Genomic DNA, 6,678 nt, shown 5'->3' with positions numbered 1-6,678 from the left:
CAGGGCCCGCCACTCGCTCTTCCGGATTCCCCGTGAAAAGATGTTCGGGTCGAAGGCGGGAGCGGAGACGAACGCCAGGATGTCCCCGGTCCTGGGGACCATCGCGATCACCGCCCCCGCGCGCTTCTCCATTGCCTCCTCGGCCGCCTTCTGAAGGTCCGCGTCGAGGGTCGTGTGGACGATCCCGCCCGCCCGGGGAGGAACCTCGTCCACCAGCCGCTTGTCCCTTCCCGCGGCGTCCACCTCCACGTGATGCCCCCCGTTGGTCCCCCGGAGGACATCGTCCTCGCGACGCTCCAGCCCGTATTTCCCGACGATGTCCCCCCTTGCGAGCCGCTCGTCCCCGGACTGCTCCAGTTCTTCCTGGCTCGTTTCGCCCACGTATCCCAGGGCGTGCGCAAAAGCAGGGCCGTACGGATAACTGCGCTTCGCCTCCACCTGAACCGTGAACCCCGAGAGCGTCTCGCGGTTGAACTCGACGACCGACACTTGCTCGAAGCGGAGGTCCCGCGCCACCGTGATCGCGGTGAAGGGGTTGGACTTCCTGGCGGCCCGGATCTTCTCCAGGATCTCGTCCGCATCGAAATCCACGATCTCCTCGAGGAGGCGGATCTCCCCCTCCAGGTCCGTGACGTCGACCGGCGAGCAGATGAGGTCGAACGAGGCCTGCGTCTCGGCAATCGCGCGGCCGTTCCGGTCCAGGATCTGTCCGCGCGGCGCGAGGATCGTCCGGATCCGAAGCCGGTTGTTCTCGGAGAGCGTGCGGAACCGTTCGTACTGGACCACCTGGAGCCAGTAGAGGCGGACCAGCAGGAGACCGAACAGGGCGAGCGCGACCCAGAGGACCCCCCGGATTCGGGCGGTGATCAGCGGATCCTGCTCCCGTTTCCGGATCCGCTGCATCACTCTTTCACCCGGCGCCACCGCCCCGAAAGGTCCATGTACAGGGGGACGGCGAGAAGCCCCGTCCACGCAATCCGGACCGCTTCCTCCATCCCCCAGAGGAAAGAGAACGGGCGGCTTCCGGAGAGGAGCATCAGTCCCACGATGGAGAGCGACTCGGTCAGCAGGAGGCTCACGACGATCGCCAGGATGTAATATTCCGCGCGGACGAAGAGGCGCAGCGCGATCTCCCGCGAAAAGAAGTAGAGCGCCATCGACGACAGGAAAAAGGTCCACGGGGGGGCGGATACGGTGATTTCCCGGAACAGCGCCGGGGGGATGGCCGCCAGGAAGCCGACGGGGCCGCCGATAAAGAGCCCCGTGAAGACGATCGCGAGGAACGGAAAATCCGGCAGGAGGAACCACGGGACGAAACCGGAAAGCCACCAGACGCTGGCCGCGGCGCCGGCGTACGACACGGCCAGTACAACCAGGAATTGCCTCACCATCTGCCCGCCCGGAAGGGGATCGAGGGGCGATGGAGGACGACCAGCACCTCCTCCGCGGCTCGCAGGTTCACGGCACACTGCACCTGGACTTTCAGGAACAGCCCTTCGGGCGGCCGGTCCACACCAACGACGGTTCCCAGCAGGATCCCCTTGGGCATGCTCCCGTCGAACCCGGAGAAGAGGATCCGGTCGCCCGCCACGACGTCCTGGGTGAGGGAGACGTATTTCAGCCGGCACAGGTTGCCGCCCATCCCCTCCGCGATCGCACGGACACGGCTGCGTTCGACGATCGCGTCCGCGGTAAAGCGCCCGTCGGTGACGAGGAGGACTTCGGAGAGGCCTCTGTACGTCTTGTGGATGCGCCCGATTCCGCCGACGGGGGTCACCACGGCCATTCCGGGCTCCACGCCGGCCTCAACACCCACGTCGACGAAGAAGGACTGGAACCACGGGGAGATGTCGTGACCGACGACGCGCGCGCCGATCGTCTTCTTCCCGGCCGTCTCCGAGAACCGCAGCAGTTCCTTCAGGCGCCGGTTCTCGAGGAGGAAGTCCCGGTTCTCCTGGAGCTTCTCCCGGAGGGCCGCCACTTCCTGCCGCAGCCGGTCATTCTCCCGGGACATTCCCACGAGCGCGATGTAGTGCGACCAGATGGAGGAGATCCCGTGGCGCACGAAATCGACGGTCGCGTAGACAGGCCGGAAGAGGACGGAGCCGGAGGCGCGGAACGCATCGGCGCGTGAAAGGGCCGAGGGCGGGCGCACGAAAAGCTGGATGGCCACGGAGAGCAGGAAGATCGCCGTTAGAAGCCGCCACCACTTTCGAAAAAAGGATCCCATCACCCGATCTTGCGACACCAGCTGCCGGGAGCCCTGCCGAAGCTCAGTGGAGCGCCACCTGACGCAGCAGGTCCAGCTCGTCCAGCGCCTTGCCGGATCCCAACACCACGCAGGAGAGAGGGTCCTCGGCGACGGTGACCGGCAGCCCCGTCTCCTCCCGGAGGAGCGCATCGAGGTTGCGCAGCAGCGCCCCTCCCCCCGCCAGGACGATTCCCCGCTCGAAAATGTCCCCCGCGAGCTCGGGGGGCGTCTCCTCGAATACGCTCTTCACCGCGTCCACGATGATCCGGACGGGCTCGGAGAGCGCTTCACGGATCTCGTCGGCATGCAGGGTCAACGCCTTGGGGACTCCGGACACCATGTCGAGCCCCCTGACCTCCACGGACTCGGAAAAACCGGGGAAGGCGTTCCCGATGGTCACCTTGATGTACTCCGCGGTGGGCTCGCCGATCAGCAGGTTGTACTTCCGCTTCACGTACTGCAGGATGGCTTCATCCATCTTGTCGCCCGCGACCCGCACGGACTGGCTCCTGACGATCCCGCCGAGGGAGATCACCGCCACCTCCGTGGTCCCGCCGCCGATGTCGACGATCATGTTCCCGGAAGGCTCGGTGATCGGCAGGCCGGCCCCGATGGCGGCGGCCAGCGGTTCCTCGATCAGGTAGACCTCCCGGGCCCCGGCGCTCTGGGCGGACTCGCGAACGGCGCGGCGCTCCACCTCGGTGCACCCGTAGGGGACGCAAATGATGATCCGAGGGCGGACGAGGGTCCGGTGCTTGTGCGCCTTCCGGATGAAGTAGCGCAGCATCGCCTCCGTCACCTCGAAGTCGGCGATGACGCCGTCCTTGATGGGGCGGATGGCGACGATGTTCCCGGGCGTGCGCCCGATCATGCGCTTCGCCTCGATCCCCACGGCGAGAACCTTCTTCGCGCCGCGGCTGTCCCGGTGGACGGCGACGGCCGACGGCTCCGAGCAGATGATCCCCTCCCCCTTGACGTAGACCAGCGTGGTCGCCGTTCCGAGATCGATCGCCAGGTCGTTGGAGAACAGTCCGATCAGCCTGTCGAAAATCATCCGTCCCTCCGAATGTCTTGAGAGTGCCAAGGGGCCGCGGTTATCGAAATATCTTAGCAAGCCGATTCCGCCATTGCAAACGTTTGAGGGGAAACGGCGAAACTCGTTGAATTTACCCCGCGGGACGCATTAGCATAGGATGTTTGCTTTTCATTCCTCCCCCTCACAGGAGAACCGACACGCCATGCTCGACGTCCTCCGGCGGAACGCCGGCTCATGGGCCATCAAGATCATCCTCGGCTTCATCGCCATCACCTTCATCTGGTGGGGGGTCGGAACGTACTCCGAGCGGGGGAGGGACGTGGCCGCGACGGTCGGCGGGGAGAACATCTCGATGGCCGATCTCTCCGAGGCGGCAGCCGGGTTGGAGAAGACCTACCGGGACGTCTACGGCGGCGCCTTCACACCGGAAATGGCCAAGGCCCTCAACTTCCGGAAACAGGCGCTGGACACCCTGATCCAGCGCTCGATCCTGCTCGCGGAGGCCCGGAAGCTCGGGCTCGCCGCCTCCGACGCGGAGGTCCAGGGGGAGATCGCCGCCGACCCGGCCTTCCAGGCCAACGGGCAATTCAGCGAGGAGCGGTACCGCAGCCTCCTGGCCTACAACCGCATCACCACGGCGAATTACGAGGCCGCGAAGCGCCAGGACATCACCTTGAAAAAAATCGAGGGACTGCTTGCCGCTGACGCCCGGGTCCCGGAGAGCGAGGCCCGGGACCTCTTCACCCTGACCTCCCGGAAGGTGCGGCTGCTGGTCGTCACGGCGGACCCGGAAAAGATGAAGGGGGTCCCGTCCCCGGCGGATGGAGAGATCTCCGCGAACTACGCGCAGGCCAAGGAGAGCTACAGGGTCCCGGCCCGGGTGAAGCTCCTTGCGGCCCGATTCGAGCCGGGACACTTCGCGCGGAACGCCTCGGCCACCGAGGAGGAGATCCGGTCGTTCCACGAGGGGAACGCCGACAGGTTCCGGACCGAGGAGCGGCGGCTCGTTTCGCAGATCTATCTCCCGTACACGCGGAAGGACAAGGAGGCCGTCGGGAAGAAGGCCGCGGAGATCCTCATCGAGGCCGGCAAGGGGAAGGACGATTTCGAGAGGCTCGCGAAGAAGCATTCCCGGATGAAACCCGGGGAGACCTGGTTGCGACGCACCGAGGCGAGGCCGGAAGTGGACCATGCCCTCTTTTCCGCGGCGGTGGACTCCGTCGCCGGGCCGATCGACGTGGGGGGCGGATTCCTGCTCGTGCGGGTCAACCAGATCCGGTTCCCCGAAAACCTCCCCCTCTCCCAGGTCAGGGACCGCGTGGCGGCCCTGCTCCAACACGAGAAGGGGAAGGACCTCGCGGTCATCAAGGCGTACGAGGCCCACGCCAAGGCCGCGGCTTCCAAGGACCTGAAGGGGGCCTGCGCACCCTACGGGATCACGCCGTCGGAAACCGGATGGACGTCGGGGGACACGAAGGGGGATGCGGTTCCTCCTGCGGTGCTCCAGGAAGCTCTGCTCCTGCCCGTCAGGGAGATCGGGCCGGTCAAGACGGTCGGGGACGTCCATTACCTCTTCCAGGTCGTCGCCAAGGAGGATTCCCGCATCCCCGCGCTGTCCGAGGTGCGGGAGAAGATCGCCTCCGTGGTCCTCCGGGAGAAGAAGCGCGCGGCCGCCCTGTCGGAACAGGAAAAGATCCTGGCGGGGGCGAAAACCGCCGCCGAGCTGGAACTGAAAGCGAGGAAGGCCGGCCTGTCCGTCACGGCGACCGGTTTCTTCCCGCCGCTTTCCGGCCCTTATCCGGAAAGCGTGCCCGAGACCGGCGACATCCGGAAGATCCTGCTCTCCCTCTCGAAGAAGGCCCCCGTGTACGGAAAGATCATGGAATCCGCGGGGCGGTTCCTCGCGCTGGCGTTCGTCGACGAGCTGCGGCCGGACGAGAAGGAGTGGGCGGCGAAGAAGGAAGGCTTTCTCCGGGCCGTGGCCGAGCAGAAGAAGAGCCAGTTGATCGAGGCCTTCATCGCCTTCCGCCGCGCGCAGGCCAAGGTGGAGATCAACCCCGAAGCGCTGAAATAAATGGGAGGGGACACTCCTCGGCTCATCCGCGCGTACGTCGCCGTCCTTGCGATCGGGCTTCTTTTCCCTCCGGCGATCCGCGCGCAGGAGACCGGCCAGGTCGTGGAGGTCGTCGACGGGGACACTCTCCGCGTCCTTACAGGGCAGGAAACCCGCGCCGTCCGCCTGATCGGCATCGACGCCCCGGAGCGTTCCCATCCCTCCAAATCGAAAGAGTTTCTCGCCGACGAGGCCGCCGCCTATCTTGCTTCCCTTGGCGAAGGGAAAACCGTCCGGATGGAGCGCGAAGACGAGGACGTCGACCGTCATGGACGCCTCCTCCGCTACGTCTATCTCCCGCCCCCCGACGGCAGGCTCATCAACAAGGAGATGGTCCGTCAGGGATACGCACGGGTGCTCCGAAGGTTCCGCTTTTCCCGGGAGACCGAATTTTCCGAGGCGGAAGGAGAGGCCCGGAGGGAAGAAAAGGGGGTCTGGCAGGAGAGGGGAATGGCGGAGGTGCGGTGGCTGCTGCGGCACGGGGCCCTCGCCGTGGAAGTCCGTCCCCTCTCCGGCGACCGGTATGCCGTCGTCTGCGGTGGGATGGCGAAATCCGGCGTGAGCCGGGACGAGCTGGCGAAGACCGTCCAGGAAGTCCTCCTCTGGCGAACCGAGAACTCGGACCGGGATTTCGAAATGGCCGCGAGGAATGCGGGATTTCTCCCCCTCCCGGCGGAAGGACCTCGCGCCGATGCCGGCTCCGCGGCCGCATCCCCACCGCTCCCGGCAAGGCCGCTTTCCTCCGGGGTCGTTTCCTGGGAGGAAGCCCATCGGCACATCGGGCGGGAAGTGGTGGTGGAAGGGACGCTGGTGCGCACGCACCGGGCGAAGAAAATCCTGTATCTCAATTTCCACCCCAACTGGAAGAAGTACGTCACCGTCGTGATCCTGGGCCGGGACCTCGCGCGGTTCCCGAGGGATGCGGAGAGGTTTTTCCGGGGGAAGACCGTGCGGGTGCGGGGAGAGGTCACCCTGTACAAGGGAAGACCGGAGATCGTCGTCCGGTCGCCCGAAGCGATCACCGTCCTGAAATAATCCATCCGGAAACGAAGAAGGGGCCCTCCGCCGGAGGGCCCCTTCGGATCTTCCGGCGCAGGGTGGGTCCCCCCGGCGCCGGAGGGTTCCTTGCGCCTTACTTCACATCGACCGGGATCCGCATCTTGTAGAAGGACCGCCACACGAAGACGGCGGAGATGAGGTAGAAGACGGCCGCGAGGCCCGTGGTGATCGTCTTGTCCGTGATCGTGATGGCCAGCTCGACGGCCAGCAGGCCGAACA

General features: G+C 66.0%; 5 protein-coding genes and 1 pseudogene. 2 read left to right on the top strand and 4 right to left on the bottom strand.

Features of this window, described 5'->3' with window-relative positions:
* The 4 genes and pseudogenes from A2Z13_10340 to A2Z13_10325 all read right to left on the bottom strand — a co-directional run bounded on the left by A2Z13_10340 (position 1) and on the right by A2Z13_10325 (position 3,305).
* A pseudogene (locus tag A2Z13_10340) lies at positions 1 to 903 on the bottom strand (hypothetical protein).
* Entirely contained in the window at positions 903 to 1,391 is a 489-nt protein-coding gene (locus A2Z13_10335; protein ID OGP76833.1) for a hypothetical protein, read from the bottom strand. Before A2Z13_10335 ends, A2Z13_10340 begins: the two are co-directional and overlap by 1 nt.
* Positions 1,385 to 2,230 (bottom strand): rod shape-determining protein MreC, encoded by an 846-nt coding sequence (locus A2Z13_10330; protein OGP76832.1) that lies wholly within the window; start codon positions 2,228 to 2,230, stop codon positions 1,385 to 1,387. The genes A2Z13_10335 and A2Z13_10330 overlap by 7 nt, the downstream gene beginning before the upstream one ends.
* A 43-nt stretch (positions 2,231 to 2,273) precedes the next feature.
* Positions 2,274 to 3,305, bottom strand: a complete 1,032-nt coding sequence (locus A2Z13_10325) for a rod shape-determining protein (protein OGP76831.1) — start codon at positions 3,303 to 3,305, stop codon at positions 2,274 to 2,276.
* A gap of 184 nt (positions 3,306 to 3,489) precedes the next feature.
* Here A2Z13_10325 and A2Z13_10320 point away from each other — a divergent pair, with 184 nt between their 5' ends.
* Together A2Z13_10320 and A2Z13_10315 are read left to right on the top strand one after the other, a co-directional pair.
* Positions 3,490 to 5,361 carry a hypothetical protein gene (locus A2Z13_10320; protein ID OGP76830.1) on the top strand — a complete coding sequence of 624 codons (1,872 nt, stop codon included), beginning with the start codon at positions 3,490 to 3,492 and terminating at the stop codon, positions 5,359 to 5,361.
* Positions 5,362 to 6,435 (top strand): hypothetical protein, encoded by a 1,074-nt coding sequence (locus A2Z13_10315; GenBank protein ID OGP76829.1) that lies wholly within the window; start codon positions 5,362 to 5,364, stop codon positions 6,433 to 6,435. It abuts the gene before it with no gap.
* Positions 6,436 to 6,678: the final 243 nt, after the last annotated feature.

This window comes from Deltaproteobacteria bacterium RBG_16_64_85, assembly GCA_001798885.1.
Classification (GTDB): domain Bacteria; phylum Desulfobacterota; class Deferrimicrobia; order Deferrimicrobiales; family Deferrimicrobiaceae; genus FEB-35.
Note: the sequence above shows the minus strand (reverse complement) of the source record. Positions and strands in the feature narration are given on the sequence as shown.

Excerpts from the sequence above, each read along its gene's own strand:
- A2Z13_10335 (OGP76833.1), bottom strand. The coding sequence starts at position 1,391 with ATGGTGAGGCAATTCCTGGTTGTACTGGCCGTGTCGTACGCCGGCGCC.
- A2Z13_10330 (OGP76832.1), bottom strand. The coding sequence starts at position 2,230 with ATGGGATCCTTTTTTCGAAAGTGGTGGCGGCTTCTAACGGCGATCTTC.
- A2Z13_10325 (OGP76831.1), bottom strand. The coding sequence starts at position 3,305 with ATGATTTTCGACAGGCTGATCGGACTGTTCTCCAACGACCTGGCGATC.
- A2Z13_10320 (OGP76830.1), top strand. The coding sequence starts at position 3,490 with ATGCTCGACGTCCTCCGGCGGAACGCCGGCTCATGGGCCATCAAGATC.
- A2Z13_10315 (OGP76829.1), top strand. The coding sequence starts at position 5,362 with ATGGGAGGGGACACTCCTCGGCTCATCCGCGCGTACGTCGCCGTCCTT.